Genomic DNA, 17,800 nt, shown 5'->3' with positions numbered 1-17,800 from the left:
TTCAGGTCACCTCCGATCTCCGGGCCCATCCCGGGATGCGTCGTCGAGGGACGCCGGGCGTCGCGAGGGGCGTGGCCGCGGCGGGTGCCGCCAACAGCGAGGCGGCCACGGCCAGATGCAGCAGATACGGCGAGGCGTCGCCCAGGCCGGCCTCGGTGTACGACGCGATCGCGCAGTAGCTGATCAGGAAGATCGCGCAGGCCCTCGGCAGCGACGGTGGCCGCAGCAACGCGACGCCGCCCAGCACGATGATGATCGCCGCCACGAGGGCGACGCCGATCAGACCCTGCTCGTTGTAGACGGCCAGCCAGCTGTTGTCGATCGGCAGCCCGCCGAACGACTTGTCGCCCAGGCCCACGCCGAACAGCTGCTCCGAGGTCGTCCGGGGCGCCGCCAGCAAGGCGTCCCACACCTTGGCCCGACCGGTGAGGCTGGAGAAGTTCTCCTGGCTCTGTCCGCGCAGGAACCACGCCTCCAGCACGGAATCGAGCGCCACCGCGGCCACCGCCGCGCACAGCACCGCCCAGGTGAAGAACCGGCGGGCGGCGGCGCTGGTCAGGATGAGCGAGCCGATCGCCAACGCCAGCCCGATGAACAGGCCGAGCGTGGCCGTCCGGGTATGGGTCAACGCGAGCAGGACGAGTGACGGCACAATGACGACCGCCGCGCTGGCCCTGTCGGTCCGGCGGCCCAGTACGAGCAGCACGGTGAGCCCGATGATCACCGCGGCGTACTGTCCGATCTGGGGCGGAGTCAGCGGCCACAGCGCGCCGACAAGGCGCCCGCCGTAGAGGTCGGGCATGGCCGCACCCGGTGAGACGACCAGGCCGGCGGCCACCGACCCGAGCACTGCGAAGTACATGCGTATGTGGTGCCGGACGAACGTCGGGCCGCCGTCCCACCAGCGGCTGAGCAGCCACAGCGTGCTGACGAAGAGAGTCAGCCGGAAGCAGCGGAACAGCGCGCCGAACCCGGACTCCAGGTGCGCACTGGAGATCACGCTCGACACCAGCAGCAGGGTGAGCAGGAACAACGAGGCGCTGGGCCGGATGCGCAGCCGGGCATTGAGAGTGAGCGCCAGCGTGAACGCGGCGACCAGCGCGCCCATGGTGACCAACTGGATGAGGGAGCGGGGCAGCGGAATGATGGTCTTCGCCCCGGCGGAGCCGAGCGTGTTGAGGATCAGCAACCCCCAGACGATCCCGACGATCTTCGGTGTGCCGGCAGGCCGCGGTTCTGCGCCGGGCCGCGTTCCCGCCGTAAGTCCGCCCGGCAGCCCACCGCGCGTCACGTCCCCGCCCATCTCAACCACCGGCCTGTGGGTCGAGGGTGCTGCCCGCGTCCTGTTGGTACGGCGTGCCCTGCCACTGCCCGAAGTCGAGCACCTGGCTGGGATCGTGGGCGACGAATTTCCACGGTCCGAGGTAGACGTTGTCGTGCCAGCGGTTGTGCTGCTTGCCGGTGATCGCATCAGCCACCCGTTCGCCCTTGTACGGCGACCAGTCCGGATAGGTGCCGTAGTTGGCCAGCACCGCCATGCGGTCGCACTTCGCCGTGCACTTGACGACGGACTTGTCCAGCACGAAGCGGTTGCCGTGGATGTCCACCCGCTGGGTCTTCCACCGGCAGTCGGCGTAGAGCGGTGTGCTGGTGATCGCCGGCTTCACGCAGCGGTCGGTGTCCCGCAGCAGCAAGGTGCAGTCACCGGACGAGGTGTTGGCCGGGCTGTTGCAGAACCGGTCGGCGTTTTCCCACAGGGTGATCCCGGACCAGTTGTCCTCCAGCACGTTCCGGTAGATCTCGATCTTGTCGGTGCGGGCTCGGATCCGTGGTTCGCCGCCGGACTCGGACAGGTAGACGGTCGCGAACGGGAAGTTATCGCCGCGGTCGGCTGCCTTGCGGCCCTCGACCCAGTTGTTCCGCCGGATCGTGTTGTTCCGGATGACCGCGTTGTAGCTGGTCTCGTAGATCAGGGCGGCTCCGTCGTTGGCCTCGATCACGTTGTTCTCGATGCGGAAGTCGTTGTTGTTGGTGTCCGCCCACAACCCTGTTCCGCGGTTGTCGTGCACCCAGTTGCCGCGTACGTCGGCGCCGTTGACGGCCCAGAACTTCACGCCTCCGGTGCAGCCGCAGCCCGGCTGCCGCCGTTCCCAATCGCCGGTGTTGTTGCCCACGATCTCGTTGCCCTCGACCACCAGGTCGCTGACCCGGCCGCCGGTCGTGTACGCGTTCATGCCGTACTGTCCGTTGTCGCGCAGGCAACTGGCGCGGACCCGCTGATGGGCACCGGCCATCAGCCCGGCCCCGGAGTTGTTCTGGATCGTCGCGTGCTCGATCACCCACCCGTCGGCCGAGTCATGGTTGACCACGCCCTCGTTCTGCGGCGCGACGAAACGCTGCACGGTCAGGTAGCGGATGGTGACTTCGGGGGCGGTACCGCCGAACGCGTACTGGTTCTTCTCCTGGCCGTCGAGCACCGCGCCGGGCGCACCGAGGTAGCGGTCCCCCTCCTTGGGGATGACCTGGGCGTAGCGATCCGGGTCGAGCCTGTGCTTGCCCGCTCGAAGCCAGAACGTGGTGTTCGGGGGGGTGCTCTTGGTCTTCGCTGCCAGGTCACCGACCACCGCGGGGTCGACCGTCACCGCGCCCGCCGGCGCGTTCGTCGGCCCGGCCGCGGGCTTGGCGCACACCCGAGCCACGGACGTGGACGGTGCCCCGGACGTGGTGGGCGCGGCGGTCGGCTTGGCCCCGGCGCCTTGTGTGCTCTCACAGCCGGTCGCCGCCAGCAGGGCCAGCGCCAGCGGTGCCGCCGCCAACGCCCAGTGCCGCCTCTTGATCCCCACGCGCCCCCCTAGCCGCGGAACCTGAGCACGGTGGTGAACTCCCCCAACAGCGCAGTGCCGTCTGCGAAGCCGGTGCCGACCAGCGTGGTGGTGGGTTCCTTGCGCCCGAAGCCGGCGGAGTACCAACCCAGCGGCGGGTCACTCTCGCCGCGATGCGCCCGCCAGCTCAGCTGCCCGGGCAGATCGAGCACCGCGGAGCGCCCCTCGCCGTCCCGGATCCAGGTGAGCTCTGCCCGGTTCTCCACCAGGTCCGCGGTGATCGCCGGGCCGAGGTGGAACGCCAGGCGTACGGCCTGGCGCGGGCCGCGGACCTCGTCGACCACCCTCAACTCCTGGTGCGCGGCGGTCAGTTCCACCCGGCGGCGGTGCACGGAGTGCTGGTAACCGTCGTGCTCGGCACACCAGCGGGCTGTCCCCCCGTTGGCGGCGCCGGACGTGTCCACGGCCAGGACGCGGCTCTTGGCATGCCGGGTCCACAGGAACGGGCCGCCGGAGACGGACTGGTCACTGCCGTCCAGCTCCAGGGTGTTGTGGCCGAGGGTCGACCGGAAGTACCGCCGCCACTCGGGTTGCCCGTGGTAGCAGAACGTCCCCGGGTCGGCGAGCACATCGACCCCGTCGTGCCGTACCTCCACGGACAGCGCGTCCGCGTGGGCATGCGCGGCGATGGACAGGAAGCCGTGCGGACCACCATCGCAGCGGCACCAGATCCCTGCCGGACCGCGCAGGATGGTCATACCCGCGTCGGCGAAATGGGCCGGCCGGCTTGCCGGGCGGGTCACGGCGGGCGCGGTTCCCTTTTTCGCGTACGGCCGGATGAGCGCGGCCAGCAGCGGGGTGCGCACATCGGTGCCGGTCACCGTCGGCCACCAGGCGAGCCGGCCGAACACGGCGTCCCCGGTGGCCAGCAGCGAGGCCCAGCGGTCGGTGCCCGCCCCGTCCACGACCAGACCCTGCCCGTCGTCCGCGTCCCCCTGGCGCGGCGGCCGCAACCGGCCGTCCACGACGGCCGCGAGCGCGTCGGTCATCCGCAGCAGCACCAGCCGGATCGACGCGGGGACCGGCACGCCTGCGGCATCCGCCTCGGCCACCGCGGCCAGGCCGAGCTCCAGTACGAGTCCGTGATACTCGGTCGCCAGCTCGCGGTTGAGGCCGGAGCCGAAGGTGTTGCCGCGCAGGTGCCGCTCCAGCGACCGCAGCGCGCCGGCCTGCCAACGCGCCGAGGAGGGGAACCACCCGAACGCGCAGGCCGCGGCGAACTGCCCGGCGGCCTCGGCGATGACGTGGTTGTTCGACGAAGACCCCCGGCTGGGGAAGGCGGCCAGCCAGCGCTGGTGGTGCCAGATCTGGTTCAGCGCCACCGGGTTGCCCTCGAACAGCCCGGCCGCGCCCGGCCAGCCGTCGAGCAGCCGGCGGATCCACACCCAGGACAGCAGCCGGATGCCCAGCTCGATGCCGCTGATCCAGTGCACGCCGCGCAGCGGTGGGTTGGCCGCCCACCACGACCGCAGGTGCTCGGCCACTCGCTCGGCGTACCGCTCGTTCCCGGTGATCGCGTAGGCGGCGGCGAGCACGGTGAGGTACTGATGCCGGGACGGTTCCCAGATCTGCTTGATGTCCCCGACCGCGTCCTCGTTCCGGTACGGCACGTCGAAGGCGTAGCCCCACGGAGCCCGGCGCCCGGTCTTCGGGTCGTACCACCAGTCCGGGTCGGACAGGTCGTCGCGGACCACCCCGAAGTACTCGGCGTGCCCGTCCATCAGCCGGTCCGCTTCGGCGATGAGACGTTTCGCGGCGTCCGGAGGTATCGCGGCGATCGTCCCGGCGGGCAGTACCGCGGTGAACCGGGCGCCGGTCACCCTCGGGCAGTGGGGCCGCGCCGACCGCCACCGCCGCCTGCGCACCGCGTCGCCCACCCGGCCGCCGACCTCCCGCGGTCCCATCCGGGACAGCCGCCGCAGGTACCAGCCCGGACTCCCCGAGCCCACAGTCATCGCGCCCTCGCCAACGTCACCGGCGCGCCGCCGGCCAGGCCGGCCTGCACGGCGAGGGTGGCCGCCGTGGTGGCGACCAGCGACTCCAGGGACACCGGCATCGGCCCGCTGGTCCGCACGGCCTTGATGAACGCGGCCAGTTCGGCGGACTGGCCCTTGTCCCGGGCCTTGGGCAGCCGCGAACTGGCCCACCGCTTGCGGCCGTACACAGCGGCACGGACGAAGTCGTCGAGCCGCAATACCTTGCCGTCCGCGACCAGGTCCAGCGTCTCCTTGGGGAAGCCGGGCGCGCCGCTGGTGACGTAGCTGATGGTGGCGGTGGAGCCGTCCGGGTAGCGCAGCACGACCTGGAGGTCCTCGTTGCCGGAGGTGGCGACCGCGTACACCGAGACCGGGTCGGCCTCAAGCAGCCAGCTCGCCGTGTCGATGAAGTGCCCGCCCTCACCGGCGAACCGCGAGCCCTCAGTGCCCTGTTGGAGGTACCAGCTGCCGTGCTGCAGCCGGCCCGCGTTGACCAGGTAGCGCAGGCTCGCCGGTCCGGTCCGGGCGCCGAACCGCTTCCTGGCCTCGTTCAGCAGCGGCGCGAACCGGCGGTTGAAGCCCACCTGGAGCCGGTCGTTGCCGGACTCCTCCACCGCCGCGAGCACGCCGGCCAACTCGTCCTCGGTGAGCGCCAACGGCTTCTCCACGAACACCGCCTTGCCGGCCAGCAGCGCCCTCCGGGTCAGTTCGGCGTGCGAGCTGTGCCGGGTGACCACGAACACCGCGTCGATGGACGGGTCGCCGAGCACGGCGTCGAGATCGGTGGTCGCCTCGGCGAAGCCGAACTTCCGCTGCGCGTTGGCCGCGGACAGCGCCGTCGTGGTGACGACGGTCGACAACTCGACGCCGTCGCGCTGTGCCAGATGCGGCAGCAGCATCGACGTGGCGTAGTTTCCCGCGCCGACGAACGCCAGCCGCACCGGCGCCTTGGCGGACCGCGCCGGGGTGGGCGCCGTGCCGCTGCCTCTCTTCACCGCGGGCACGGCGACCGCCGGGGCCTCCGCCTCCGCAGCTTGGCCGGGGTGGGCGGGATACCGGAACAGCACAGCCACGGCCTTGAGATCGCCGTCCTTCAGGCGCTGGTACGTCTCGACGGCGTCATCGAAGTCGGCGATGTGGGAGACCAAGGGCTCCACGTCGACGCGGCCGCGGGCGACGAGGTCGAGGAAGCACGCCAGGTTGCGGCGCTCGGTCCAGCGCACGTAGCCGATCGGGTAGTCCCGCCCCTCCAGCTCGTACTCCGGGTCGTAGCGCCCGGGGCCGTAACTGCGGGAGAACCGGACGTCGAGCTCCTTCTCGTAGTACGCGTTCCACGGCAGGTCCAGGCGGCACTTGCCGATGTCGACGACCCGGCCGCGGTCCCGGCAGAGCCGGGCGGCCAGCTCGACGGGTTGGTTACTGCCGCCGCCGGCGGCCAGGTACACCTGGTCCACGCCGTGACCGCCGGTGAGCTCGCCGACGGCGGCTTCCACGGCCGCGGACTCGGGATCGCCGCAGACCGCGGCGCCCAGGCGCTCCGCGAGCTCGCAGCGCACCGGGTCGGGGTCGACCCCGACGACGCGGACTCCCGAGGCGGCGAGGAGTTGCACCACCAACTGCCCTATCAGCCCGAGGCCGATGACCAGCGTCACGTCGCCGAGCTGTGGCTCGCCGCGGCGGACGCCCTGCAACGCGATCGACCCGACGGTGCCGAAGGACGCGTGCCGCGGCGCGAGGCCGTCCGGCACCCGGGCGTAGAGGTTCTTCGGCACCCAGTTCAGCTCGGCGTGCAACGCGTGCTCATTGCCGGCACAGGCCACGAGGTCACCGACCTTCACCTCGTCGATCCCGGTGCCGACCTGCTCGACCACCCCGCACAGCGAGTACCCCAGCGGCGTGTAGGAGTCCAGCTTGCCCATCACCTTGCGGTAGGTGGCGGGCACCCCGTTGGTGGCCACGCTCTGCATGACCTTCGCCACCTGGTCCGGCCGGGAACGGGCCTTGCCCAGCATCGACATGCCGGCCTCGGACACCTTCATGAGCTCGGTCCCGGTGGATATCAGCGAGTAGGCGCTGCGGACCAGCACACCGCCCGGCTTGCACCCCGGCACCGGCACGTCGAGCACCGTCAGCTCGCCGCTCTTGTAGTTCTGCACAACCTGTTTCACCCGAAGTCCCCTTGTTTCTACGCCGTCTTCTACGTCGCCGAGCGAGCGCTCCGGCCCGACCCGGAGGTCGCGCCGCGGTACCAGTACTCGAGGGTCAGTACGTGCCACAGATGCTTGGAGAAGTCCCGCTGCCCGGCGGCGTCCTCGGCGACCATGCGCGCCAGCGCGTCGCGCCGCAGCAACCCGGAACGGACGAGCACACCGTCGTGCACCACCTCACGCACCAGCGGTGCCAGATCCCGGCTCATCCAGGCGCGCAGCGGAGCGCTGAACAGGCCCTTGGGCCGGTAGACGATCTCCCGCGGCAGGATCGAGGTGGCCGCCTCCTTGAGGACGGCCTTGCCCTGTCGTCCGACGATCTTGCGATCGCCAGGCACGGCGAACGCCGCCCTGACCACCTCGACGTCCACGTACGGCACCCGCACCTCCATCGACGCGGCCATGCTCGACCGGTCCGTGTAGGCGAGGTTCAGGCCCGGCAGGAACATCCGGGCGTCGCCCAGGCACATGCGGTTGACGAAGTCGTCGAGGTCGTTGTCCTGATAGATGTCCGCATGCTCGGTGAGCACGTCCTCGACCGTCCCGGCCAGGTCCGGATCGAGCAGGGCGAGCAGTTCGTCCTGGTCGTACATCGTGTAGCTGCGCCGGAACGCGGTCTCCTCCGGCAGATCGGCGAAGGAGAGGAACCGCTTGGCGAAGCGCACCGACCGGTACCCCCGGCGGGCCGTGGCGACCGGCAACCGGTCCACGGCCCGGGACAGGCCGCGCCGCAGGGGTCGCGGGACGCGCTGATAGCGCAGTGCGATCAGGTTGGCCAGGTGCTTGCGGTACCCGGCGAACAGCTCGTCGGCGCCCATCCCCGAGAGCATCACCTTGACCCCGGCCTCCCGGGCGGCCGAGCAGATCAGGAACGTGTTGATCGCGGCGGGGTCGCCGATCGGCTCGTCCAGGTGGTACGTCATCTGCGGCAGCAGGTCGAGCACATTCGGAGCGATCTCGATCTCGTGCAGGTCGACGCCGAACCGCTCGGCCACCTGCCGGGCATAGCGCAGGTCGTCCGGCATCGCCTCGAATCTGGCGTCCTCGGCGCGGAACCCGATGGTGTAAGCGGAGATCCCAGGCCGGTCGCGGGCCGCCAGCGCGGTCAGGTAACTGGAGTCAAGACCGCCGGAGAGGAAGGTCGCCACGGGTACGTCGGAGAGCAGGTGGCGCCGGGTCGACTCCGCCACGATGGCGGCCAGGTCCGGACGCTCACCGCTCCGGGCCCGCTCCCGGCCCTCGGCGGCGACCTCCTTCAGGTTCCAGTACCGGCCGCGCTCCACCCGGCCGTCGGGCCGGCACCTCAGCCAGCTCCCCGGCGGCAGCTTCTCCGCCTCGCGGAACGCGCACCGTGAGTCCGGCACCCAGTAGTACAGCAGCGAGGCCACCAGCGCCGCATGGTCCACCTGCAACGATCCGCCACTCGCGGCGGCGAGCGCCTTGAGCTCGGAGGCGAACGCCAGGCCCGCACCGCGCCGGAGCAGGAACAGCGGCTTGATGCCCAACTGGTCACGGGCGAGCACCAGTTCACCGGTTCGCTCATCGAAGATCCCGAACGCGAACATGCCGCGCAGCCGGGGCAGGCAGTCCGTGCCCCAGCGCCGCCATGCCTCCAGCACCACCTCGGTGTCGGAGGTACCGCGGAAGCGCACCCCGGCGGCTGCCAGCTCGGCCCGCAGCTCGGGCGCGTTGTACAGCTCGCCGTTGTACGTCAGGGCGAGGCCGCCCGAGACCATCGGCTGGGCGCCGGTCTCGGACAGGTCGATGATGGCCAGCCGGCGGTGCCCGAGGTGCACTTCGCCGTCACCGACGGGGTGGCTGTACCGGCCCGCCCCGTCCGGACCGCGGTGGGCGAGGGTATCGGTGAGCCGGTCGGTCACGACCTTCCCGTCCGGCCATCGGTAAGTCCCAGCGATGCCACACATGTCCTACCGCGCCTCCTGGTCGTTGTCCGGGACCCGTCCCCGAGCTCTCAACTCCTCCCCCAGCCTTCGGCCGGGAGGGGCCCCCAGAGCAGGGGAGGCCCCACTGGCCCACGTCGGCTGCCGCTCCGCCCGCCGCAGGCCCGTACCGTTCTGCCGGGCCGGCTGCTCGCTCCGGCCGCGCAGCGCGGTCTGCACGCCGTCCCACAGCGTGCCGTCGGTCCGGTCCCGCGGATCGGGGTCGATCAGCACCACACCGATCACCGGAATGCGCTGGTCCGCGAGTTGTCGCGCCACGGTGTGCAACCATGCGGCGCTGCCGTGCCCGGCACGCACGACGAGCACGGTCCGGGTACCGAGGTACTGGAGGTCGGTCCACGCGGTGCCGGGCGCCACCGAGCCGACGCCGAACCAGCGCTCCTCATACGACACGGCCGCGGCACGCTCGCCGCTGACCACGCTCGGACCTCCTGGCTTCTGGCGGCGGCCCGCGAGCCGCGAGCCGGGCAGACCATCGATGATCACCACTGGCCCGTCCGGTGCCAGGGACCCGGCGAGGTCCAGGGCGATCGCGCTCGTGCTGGGTGCACAGCCCAGTTCCAGCAGCGACACCGGTTCCGCGGAGCCACGCACGGTGCGGGCCAGGGACACGATGAGCCGTTCGCGTGCCGCCCGAATCCGACGGCGCTGCCATAGCCTGCCCGACCGGCGGGGCAGCTCCGCGATGACCGAGGCGCCCAGGTTCGCCGCGATGTCCCGGCGCAACACGGGGCGGTCCGCCACCACCACGCCGATCGCGGCCAGCGCGAGCCCCAGGACAAGTCCGACGGCGAGCCCGATCGCGGCGTTGGTGGCAGCGGCCTTGGGCAGGGACTGTTGCACCGCCCGCGGGGCGTCCACGATCTGCGTGCCGGCGATGACCCGGGGCGTGCCGGTGCGCGCCTCCTCGGAGCGCTGGTCGAAGTCGGCGATCCGCGAGTTGAGCTCGGCCCGGCGGGCGAAGAGCGACTCGATGCTCGCGGAGTCTTTCGCCTTGCTGTCCGGCGATCGGTCTCCTATCGCCTTGTTGACCTGGGCGAGCTCGTCCCGCATGCGGTCCCGCTGGTCGCCCAGGGCCTTGGCCTCGGCCTTCGCGGCTGCCCACATCCGCCGCACACGGTCCGCGACGAACGCATCGGCCAGCGCCTTGGCGCGGGCCACCGCTTCCGCGTCGCTGCCACCTGTCACATCGATCTGCAGCAGGTTGTTGGTCAGGCCGGTACCCCGGTAGTCCTTCATGAAGTCCGCCGGTTTTTCCGGGGACTTCAGGGACTTCAGGGCCTGGTCGGCGATCTGCGTGGTCCCCAGCAGCGCGACGTCGGTGCGGATCAGCGTTCCGGGGTCGTTCGGCTGGTCCTCCTGATGCGCGACCAGCACCTTGGTCACCGCGCTCGGTGGCGGCGGCAGCAGGACCGCCACGGCCGTGCCGACGAGCAGCCCCAGGAGCGCCATGGACCACCAGAGGCGGCGCCGCCTGCGCACCGCCACCACCAGTGCGTGCAGGTCCAGCAGCGGAGCGGCGGCCGACGACTCCGACGTCGTACTCGTCGTCACCCTGGACCTCCCGTCGCGTCGCTACCCACCGCGAGCGCCGGTATGGCGGCATCCCGAGGACGGCCGGCAGACCGCGTCGAACGGGACCGGACCGCGCCGGCGAGGACGATGCCGACGACCTCGTGCTTGGCGTCCGCACACGCCTCGGCGATGCCGGCGAGCTCCCCTGCGGTCCAGCTGCCCGCGCTGAGCACGACCAGGGCACCGGACTCGTCGTCGCGGTCCGGCACCATCGGCCGGTCCACCGAAACCCCCACCACCCGCAGCATGGGGTATCCCGTGCTCGAAGAGCTTGGGGAAGGATCGTTCTCGGCCTCGGCGACGAGCCGCCCGGCGGCCCGGTGGGCGATCTCGTCGCCGTCCGGGACGACAACCAGCAGCCGCCGGGGGAGCGGAAGTTGACTCCGAAGGCGGGCGTACACCCGCCGGTAGCGGATCTGCCTGCCGGCCTCGTCGCCGGACGTCCGCGGGGTGGGTATGTCCCACCGGACGTCGACGCCCAGCAGCCAGCGGATCCGGGCCCGCGGGCCACGGCGTTCCGGCCGGTGCGCGGGCCGTTCATCAGGTACGTCGACGGTACCCAGCAGCACCGAGCCCAGCGCCGCGGCGATCTCCGGTTCGGTGCGCGGTCGGCGACTCATCCGCGCGGCGGTGAGATGGCCGATGACCGCGAGCAGGAAGAACAGCAGCGCCCCGGCGACGATGAGCTGCACTCTCGTCGGCGGTGCCTCGCCAGCTGGCCGGGCCGCCGGCCCCATGACGACCATGTTGGCCTTGTTGGCAGCCGGGGCGGCCTGGTCCAGCTTGTTGGTGGCCTCCTGCAGCGCGGTGCGCAGCTTCGCGAGCTCGGTGCGGGTCTGCACGCTCGCCACGGTCTGCCCCGGATCGGCCGCATCCGCCAGCTCGGTGATCCGGCGGCTGGTCTGCACCACCATCTGCCGCAGTGCCTCGGGCTGTGTTGCCGCTTCGGGATCGGTGTTGTCGCCTACGAGCCGTGCGGCGAAGGTAACGAACTGCTGGACCACCTGGTCGGAGAGCTGCTGTGCGCGCTCCGGGGTGTCGGCCGTGCCCGAGATCGTGATGATGTTCCCGTCGGCGGCCTTGGCGCTCACCCGATCCTGCAGCTCGCGGCCGCTGACCCCGGGCCAGCCGAGGGTGGCCGCCGCGCGGTCGACCACCGTCGAACTGGTCGCGATATCCACCTGGGTCAGCAGCTCGCGCTCCTCCCACTGCCCCGGCAGCAGTACCGATGCCGACGCCGTGTAACTCGGCGGAAACAGCAGAGAGGCGCCGTAGCCGACGAGCGCACCCACCACGGTGAGGACGGCGAGAAGCCGCCAGCGCCGACGGATAATCCGCCCGATCGTGACCAGGCGTATCGTGTCCTCGCTCAACGGCGGGGCCTCCGCCCTGCCCGGTACGGGTCGCCCGCCGAAACCGGAGTGCGGTCACGGCAGGCAGCGGCGTAGGCGGCGAGCAGCAACGCTTGCGAGTTCCGCCAGGAAAGCTGCCCGCTGATCCGCTCCTGGCCGATCTTGCCCATCCGGGCCCGTTTCTCCGGGTCGTCCAGCAACAGCGCGATGAGCCTGGCGAACTCGGCCTCGTCGTTGGCGGGCGCGTAGACGGCGGCGTCGCCGGCGGAGACTCGCGCCTCCCGGAGGTCGAACGAGACGATCGGTCGGCCCATCGCCATGTACTCCAGGACCTTGTTCATGGTCGACACGTCGTTGAGCGGATTGCGCGGGTCGGGGGAGAGGCACACGTCCGCGGTGGACAGATAGCGCACCAGGTCGGCGTCCGGAATGCGCCCGGTGAACTCCACCTGCTCACTGAGCCCGAGCCGCCGGGACAGTTCCACCATCGCGTCGAAAGCGTCGCCGGCGCCGACGAACACCGCATGCCAGTCGGTCCGCCCGAGCTCGTCGCGCAGTTTCGCCAGGGCCCGCAAGGCATAGTCGACGCCGTCCTGCGGGCCCATGACGCCGAGATAGCACAGCAGTTGAGGCTTGCCATGCTTCAACTCCGGTTCGGGCGGCACTGGTTGGAACCGCTCGATCTGGGGTGCGCTGCGCACCACGAAGACGTCCGCCGGCCGTTTGCCGCCACGGCGCACCGCGACGTCCCGGTAGCTCTCGTTCGTGGCGAGCACGACGTCCGCGGCCCGGTAGGTCAGCCGTTCCAGCGCGCACACGGCGCGGTAGAGCAGATCTTCGCCGCGGTCGAACCGGGAGAGGTACAGCTCGGGTACCAGGTCGTGCTGGTCGAAGACGAACCGCGCGCCGCGCCGCTTCAGCCACAGTGCCGGCAGGAACAGCAGGTCGGGCGGGTTGCAGGCGTGGACCACGTCGACCGGGCCGACCTTGCGGGCCAGCCGGGCCGTATGCCACAGCGCCGATCCGTACTCCCGCAGGTAGCCGGCCGGTCCTCCGGTGGCCGCGCGCAACGGGTAGCGGTGGATCCGCACCCCGTCGATCTCCGCCTCCGGTTCCGTGTCCCGCTTCTCCCCACGGGGGCAGACGACGTGCACCTCCCAGCCCGCGTCGCGCAGCGTCGTGCACTCCTGCCACACCCGCCGGTCGAACGGCACCGACAAGTTCTCCACCAGGATCAGCGCGCGCCGGGCCGCCCCGTCGCCGCTGCCTGTGTCACCAAACGACGTGTCACCAAGCAAGGCCCATGTACCCCGGTTCGGCCCGGCGCGCCTCGGCGTCGGGAAGGCGGATGAGGTCGACTATCACCAGGCCGCCGCCATGGGGCAGCGCCGACACCACGGCCGGATCCCTGGTCCCGACCAGGCACACCTCGGCGTGCTCCAGCACCTCCTCGACGGAATCCGCGAGCAGCTGCGCGAGGTGCGGCAGCCGGGTCTCGATGTACTCGCGGTTCGCGCCGAGCAGCCGGGACAGGCTCACGTTGGCATCGTGGATCCGCAGGTCGTAACCCTTGCCGAAGAGCAGCTCCGCCAGCTCGACGAGCGGGCTCTCGCGGAGGTCGTCGGTGCCGGGTTTGAAGGACAGCCCGAACAGGCCCACCCGGCGCTTGCCGGTGCGCTCGACCAGGTCCACCGCGCGCTGCAGATGGTCGGAGTTGGAGGGCAGCACGTGGGCGAGGATGGGCACCGAGACGTCGGCCCGCTGTGCCGCGTGGACCAGGCTGCGCAGGTCCTTGGGCAGGCAGGAGCCACCGAAGGCGAAGCCGGGCCGCAGGTAGGCGGGGCTGATGTTCAGCTTGCGGTCGGCCAGGAACACGTCCATCACCTGGTGCGAGTCCACCCCGAGCGCCTGGCACACCGCGCCCAGCTCGTTCGCGAAGCCGATCTTGAGGCCGTGGAACGCGTTGTCCGCATACTTGATCGCCTCGGCCGTCGGCACCGGCACCCGGAACACCTCACCGGGCAAGCCGTCGTACAGCGCCACCACCGCATCGCCGCTTGCCGGGTCGAGCTCGCCGATGACGGTTTTGGGCGGGTCGAAGAAGTCCCGCACGCTGGTGCCCTCGCGCAGGAACTCCGGATTGACCGCGACCCCGATGTCCACTCCGACCGTGCCGCCGACGTACTTCTCCAGGATCGGTACCAGCAGGTTCAGGCAGGTGCCCGGGAGCATGGTGCTGCGGAACACGACGGTGTGCCGCCCACTGCGCCCACCGTGATCCGCCAGCGCGGCACCGATCTGCTCGGTGACCCGCTCCAAGTACGTGGTGCACAGGCTGCCGTTGGGCTCCGACGGGGTGCCCACGCAGACCAGCGACACCTCGCTGCCCATGATCGCCTCGCGGACGTCGCCGGTGGCGCGCAACGCTCCGGTCCGCACGACCTCGGCGATGAGTTCGCCGATCCGCTCCTCGACCACCGGGGCCTTGCCGTCGTTGACCAGGTCGACCTTCACCTGGTTCACGTCCACCCCGATGACCTCGTGACCCATACTGGCCAGGCACGCGGCCGACACGCAGCCCACGTAGCCGAGCCCCAAGACGCTTATTCGCATGACTCGTTCCTCCCCCCAGGCAGGCCCCTTCGGCCTGCGGTCCGTGCGCCGGTCCGACGACGATCCCCGCGCATCAGTAGGCCCCCTGTCCTTGGAGCACCGCACGCAGCGTCTTCCACAAGATCACTGTGTCGAGGGCGAGCGACCAGTCCTCCACGTACCGCAGGTCCAGTCGGACGGCCTCCTCCCACGGCAGGTCGCTGCGTCCGCTGATCTGCCACAGGCCGGTGAGCCCGGGCTTGACCAGCAGCCGCCGCCGGATGTCCGGGCCGTACGCAGCGGACTCCTCCGGCAGCGGAGGCCGCGGACCGACGAGCGACATCGATCCCGTGAGCACGTTGAAAAGCTGCGGGAGCTCGTCGATCGAGTACCGGCGCAGCACCGTTCCCACCCGGGTCACCCGCGGGTCCCGGCGGAGCTTGAACAGCAGACCGGCGCCCTCGTTGCGGTCGGCCAGCTCGGCACGCGCCCCGTGGGCCCCGGCGACCATGGTGCGGAACTTGAGAATGGTGAACTCGCGGCCGTCCTTGCCGACCCTGCGCTGGCGGTAGAACGCCCCGCCCCGACTGTCCACCAGCACGAGCAGCCCGACGAGCGCCATCAGCGGCGCGAACAGCATCAGCAGGATCGCCGCGCCCAGCCGATCGACGACCTCTTTGACCGCCCGGCGCCCCCCGGTGAAGGTTGGCATGCTGACCCGCAGCAGTGGGATCCCGAGCACCGCGTCGACGTGCAGCCTCGGGCCGGCCACCTCCATCAGCACGGGGGCCACGACCATCTCGGCATCGCTGCCTTCGAGGTTCCAAGCCAGCCGCTGCAGCCGGTCCGGTGACCAGTGCGGGTCCGGTGTGACCGCGACGACACGGTAGCCGTCGCGGTGGACGTGACCCGCGACGTCCGCCAGTCGGCCGACGACCGGCACCCCGTCCAGTTGGTCACCGTCGAGCCCGAGACCGTCCGTCGTGCACACCGCATCGACCCGCCAACCGAGGTGCGGGAACTTGCGGGTTCGGGTGATCAGGTCGTGCACGGTGGCCAGGCTCCCGGCCGCGAGCACCGGTCGCAGACACCGTCCTTCCTTCCGCTGTTTGTGCAGCCAGAGGCGCAGCAGATACCGCGCGGTCATGGTGATGAGCGCGATCGCGGGGATCGCGACGAATATCCAGAGCTTGATGTTGTGCGAGGCGAGGGCGATCCCGCCGAGCGCCAGTACGACGGTCGCCGTGAACAGTGAGCGTCCGAGCCGGCGGAATTCCTCGGCACCCTGGCCGAGCACGGCCGGAGCCCACGACCGGCTCACCGCAAGCGCCCCCAGCACCAGCAGCTCGGTGCAGAAGGCGAGAATTCCCCACTTCTCATGCCAGTTGGCCGCGTCCCGGGCCCCGAAGAAGTTGCCGATCGCCGCCACCACGAAGGCGGTGGCCAGGGTATCGCTGGTGATCACGGTGCGGCGGTACCGCTGCTCCCAGTCACTCGCGGATTGGCTGATTGCCCCGTTCAGCGGACGCCCGCGCGCCGATATAAACGGGTTGACCAATTCTCCCTGCTGCACAGCCCCCCCCAGGTCGTCAGTGGGCTCGACGTGTTCGCTCCACACGGTTCCTCCCCCCGGGAGGCCCGTGCCCCCCGCGCTGTTCCACCCCCGGGAGGCCCCCGCCCCCCGCGCCGCGCTGTTCCTCCTCCCGGGAGGCCCCCAACCCCCCGCGAATGACATCCCGGCTATTGCAGCGCTACTCGAACACTGCACTCAGGCGGCAGCGGACTCGCATGTCTTGCTGGACTCTCAAGGTGCGCGGAAACCCGTCGAAACCTCGGGCTCTGAGAATTGATCAACCCCACGTCTGGCGCCGGGGACGCGACTGCTGGCTGCCCGTAGCGCCGGACCTGAAGATCACGATTTGTCGCCTCGTGTCATGTGAAGCAGGGTCAATGTAGACCATCGGGGCCCGCTCGAAGAGGGGGATGTGTGCAACTTGTGCTCAAACTTTGAAGCTGGATCGATCGAACGGCCACCGCCTGCGGTGCGTTGACGACGAAGACGCACCTTGTGACCTGTGACGACGGAGATCTCCGGACTGCTGGCACCGGCAACCCCGAGGCGTCTCGGCGCTGCCGGCTGGGTCGCGTTCGGAGCCCCACAGTGCCTGGATCCTGCACGCCATGTATGAGGACCTGCGGCATTCGGCCATACCGGCCAGCTTGCCCGCCGGACGGATCTCCAAGGCGGCGAAGTGCGGCTTCGGGCCCGTCTCGCTGCCCTCGTGCCAGGAGGGAGTCGGCCACGCACTTCGCCAGCTCACCCCGGAGCCGGTCCACTGGGCGGACCTGCTGCGGGAGAGGGCCGGAGACTCGCGGCGAACTCGACACGACGAAGAGCCTCGGTGCCGACACAAGGATCACGCGGCATTAGCGTTCTCGCCCTTGGTTCTGCAAGGGCGCATTCCCGGCGCATTGCAGTTTGTTTCACGGGATGAGGGCGTGATGGAGCTTCGGCGTGCCCTGGGCGTGATGCATGTCGGGCGCGTCCGGGGTGCGTTGTCGGCATATAGGGAATCGGCCAGGTTGCGGCTGAATTTCGACCACTGTAGGGCGCCGTGCGTGTGTCACAGGCGAAGCCCTGGTGTTTCTTTCTTGTGAATCGGCAGGTCGGTGACCCCGGGCGGAAGGGTAAGCGGCGGGTTACTTACGAGGATGCGGACCGCTGTTGCCGCCGTGGCGTGTGATCGCGTGGTGAGGTCGTTCGATGAACTGGTCTGGTGTGAAGGTTTCGTGGTGTACCGTACTGACGCTCGGCCGATTTCCGTTCGGAATATCGGCCAATGCCGTAGCGCGTAGGTGGGGGCGGGATGCGGTGCGATCCCGATCATCTCCCGGTTTGCAGGTCAGCAGGAGGGAAGGAGAAGGGGGAAGCTATGGCCAATGCTTTTGACGATGAGTTTGCCCGATTCATCGTTCTGGTCAATGAGGAGCGTCAGTACTCGCTCTGGCCCGCCACCACAGAGGTGCCGGGCGGATGGCAGGTTGCGCGGCCGGAGGGGTCGCGCCAGGAGTGCCTGGAATTCGTCGAATCCACCTGGACGGACATGCGACCAGCCAGCCTGGTCGCCGCCATGGAGGCTCAGGGCTCCTAGCCCACGGCCGTGACCAGGGCAAGTACGGCTGAGGCGCGCCCCATTGAGGGCGCGCCCGCCGGTGGTGCCGCGTGGTCGCCGGCCGTCCCATCGCCATCGCCCG

11 protein-coding genes are annotated in these 17,800 nt (G+C 70.5%); 1 reads left to right on the top strand and 10 read right to left on the bottom strand.

Going from position 1 to position 17,800, the window contains the following annotated elements; all coding sequences use genetic code 11:
* Position 1: 1 nt before the first annotated feature.
* The 10 genes from ACO0M4_RS30500 to ACO0M4_RS30455 all read right to left on the bottom strand — a co-directional run bounded on the left by ACO0M4_RS30500 (position 2) and on the right by ACO0M4_RS30455 (position 16,118).
* Complete coding sequence (locus ACO0M4_RS30500) at positions 2-1,303, bottom strand: O-antigen ligase domain-containing protein (protein WP_430375324.1); 1,302 nt, start codon at positions 1,301-1,303, stop codon at positions 2-4.
* Position 1,304: 1 nt separating this feature from the next.
* A complete protein-coding gene (locus tag ACO0M4_RS30495) occupies positions 1,305-2,843 on the bottom strand; it encodes a right-handed parallel beta-helix repeat-containing protein (protein ID WP_430374298.1) in 1,539 nt (512 codons plus the stop codon).
* 8 nt (positions 2,844-2,851) lie between these two features.
* A complete protein-coding gene (locus tag ACO0M4_RS30490) occupies positions 2,852-4,837 on the bottom strand; it encodes an alginate lyase family protein (RefSeq protein ID WP_430374297.1) in 1,986 nt (661 codons plus the stop codon).
* Positions 4,834-7,026, bottom strand: a complete 2,193-nt coding sequence (locus tag ACO0M4_RS30485) for a bi-domain-containing oxidoreductase (RefSeq protein WP_430374296.1) — start codon at positions 7,024-7,026, stop codon at positions 4,834-4,836. Before ACO0M4_RS30485 ends, ACO0M4_RS30490 begins: the two co-directional genes overlap by 4 nt.
* A gap of 29 nt (positions 7,027-7,055) precedes the next feature.
* Entirely contained in the window at positions 7,056-8,990 is a 1,935-nt protein-coding gene (gene asnB, locus ACO0M4_RS30480) for an asparagine synthase (glutamine-hydrolyzing) (protein ID WP_430374294.1), read from the bottom strand.
* A gap of 3 nt (positions 8,991-8,993) precedes the next feature.
* Complete coding sequence (locus ACO0M4_RS30475; protein ID WP_430374293.1) at positions 8,994-10,580, bottom strand: Wzz/FepE/Etk N-terminal domain-containing protein; 1,587 nt, start codon at positions 10,578-10,580, stop codon at positions 8,994-8,996.
* Positions 10,577-11,974: a Wzz/FepE/Etk N-terminal domain-containing protein gene (locus ACO0M4_RS30470; RefSeq protein WP_430374292.1), complete on the bottom strand. Its 1,398-nt coding sequence runs from the start codon at positions 11,972-11,974 to the stop codon at positions 10,577-10,579. Before ACO0M4_RS30470 ends, ACO0M4_RS30475 begins: the two co-directional genes overlap by 4 nt.
* Positions 11,971-13,251: a glycosyltransferase family 4 protein gene (locus ACO0M4_RS30465; protein ID WP_430374291.1), complete on the bottom strand. Its 1,281-nt coding sequence runs from the start codon at positions 13,249-13,251 to the stop codon at positions 11,971-11,973. The genes ACO0M4_RS30470 and ACO0M4_RS30465 overlap by 4 nt, the downstream gene beginning before the upstream one ends.
* Complete coding sequence (locus ACO0M4_RS30460) at positions 13,241-14,566, bottom strand: nucleotide sugar dehydrogenase (RefSeq protein WP_430374290.1); 1,326 nt, start codon at positions 14,564-14,566, stop codon at positions 13,241-13,243. Before ACO0M4_RS30460 ends, ACO0M4_RS30465 begins: the two co-directional genes overlap by 11 nt.
* Positions 14,567-14,639: 73 nt before the next feature.
* Positions 14,640-16,118 carry a sugar transferase gene (locus tag ACO0M4_RS30455; RefSeq protein ID WP_430375323.1) on the bottom strand — a complete coding sequence of 493 codons (1,479 nt, stop codon included), beginning with the start codon at positions 16,116-16,118 and terminating at the stop codon, positions 14,640-14,642.
* 1,360 nt (positions 16,119-17,478) lie between these two features.
* Between ACO0M4_RS30455 and ACO0M4_RS30450 the strand changes: the two genes are divergently transcribed.
* Positions 17,479-17,697, top strand: coding sequence for an MbtH family protein (locus tag ACO0M4_RS30450; protein ID WP_430374289.1), 219 nt, complete (start codon positions 17,479-17,481; stop codon positions 17,695-17,697).
* Positions 17,698-17,800 lie beyond the last annotated feature (103 nt).

It is taken from the genome of Streptomyces sp. RGM 3693 (assembly GCF_050471125.1).
Taxonomy (GTDB): Bacteria; Actinomycetota; Actinomycetes; order Streptomycetales; family Streptomycetaceae; genus Streptomyces.
Note: the sequence above shows the minus strand (reverse complement) of the source record. Positions and strands in the feature narration are given on the sequence as shown.

What these genes read in the sequence shown, in the direction of transcription:
- ACO0M4_RS30490 (WP_430374297.1), bottom strand. Translation starts at nt 4,837, where the DNA reads ATGACTGTGGGCTCGGGGAGTCCGGGCTGGTACCTGCGGCGGCTGTCC.
- ACO0M4_RS30460 (WP_430374290.1), bottom strand. Translation starts at nt 14,566, where the DNA reads ATGCGAATAAGCGTCTTGGGGCTCGGCTACGTGGGCTGCGTGTCGGCC.
- ACO0M4_RS30450 (WP_430374289.1), top strand. Translation starts at nt 17,479, where the DNA reads ATGGCCAATGCTTTTGACGATGAGTTTGCCCGATTCATCGTTCTGGTC.
- asnB (WP_430374294.1), bottom strand. Translation starts at nt 8,990, where the DNA reads ATGTGTGGCATCGCTGGGACTTACCGATGGCCGGACGGGAAGGTCGTG.
- ACO0M4_RS30500 (WP_430375324.1), bottom strand. Translation starts at nt 1,303, where the DNA reads ATGGGCGGGGACGTGACGCGCGGTGGGCTGCCGGGCGGACTTACGGCG.